This window comes from Citrobacter sp. VF227, assembly GCF_052950715.1.
Window position 1 is genome coordinate 1 of record NZ_JBRFVF010000636.1, and the last position, 433, is coordinate 433.

Sequence of the window (433 nt, forward strand, 5' to 3'; positions counted from 1 at the left end):
GGCACGGAGAACGCGGGCTAGCCCGGCGCCGACTGCTCGCCCTCGCCGATGCAGTCGAGCGCGCGCTCGACGGCGCTCACCGCATCCAGGAGGTGCTGCACGGTGCGCTCGACCTCGATCGCCGGACGCCCCATCGCGGCGGCGCGGGCGCTCACATCCTCGAGCTGCTCCAGCAGGGCGAGGAGATCACCGGCCACGGTCACAACTTCGCAGCGAGCGAGACGCGTGAGGGTCGGGCGCGGACGGAAGGGCAAGACGTTGCTCATCGCGTGGGTTGTCGCCCGAAACGACCGGGATTCGCCAGGGGGCGAGGACCGGACTCAACACGAATGACCGCCCCTATCCGCCGCAATCCCGACGTGTGGTGCATTTTCCGTGGCCGCTGCGCATCGGAGACGGCAGAACCGATTTACATCTTGCGCGCGACCTTGAC

At 68.8% G+C, this 433-nt stretch carries 1 protein-coding gene; it reads right to left on the reverse strand.

The window, feature by feature from the left end; all coding sequences use genetic code 11:
- Window positions 1–17 precede the first annotated feature (17 nt).
- Complete coding sequence (locus tag ACU8YC_RS28300; protein ID WP_446896436.1) at window positions 18–266, reverse strand: hypothetical protein; 249 nt, start codon at window positions 264–266, stop codon at window positions 18–20.
- Between the last annotated feature and the right edge of the window lie 167 nt (window positions 267–433).

Bases quoted from the DNA above. Each gene is read 5' to 3' on its own strand.
- ACU8YC_RS28300 (WP_446896436.1), bottom strand. From the start codon at position 266: ATGAGCAACGTCTTGCCCTTCCGTCCGCGCCCGACCCTCACGCGTCTC.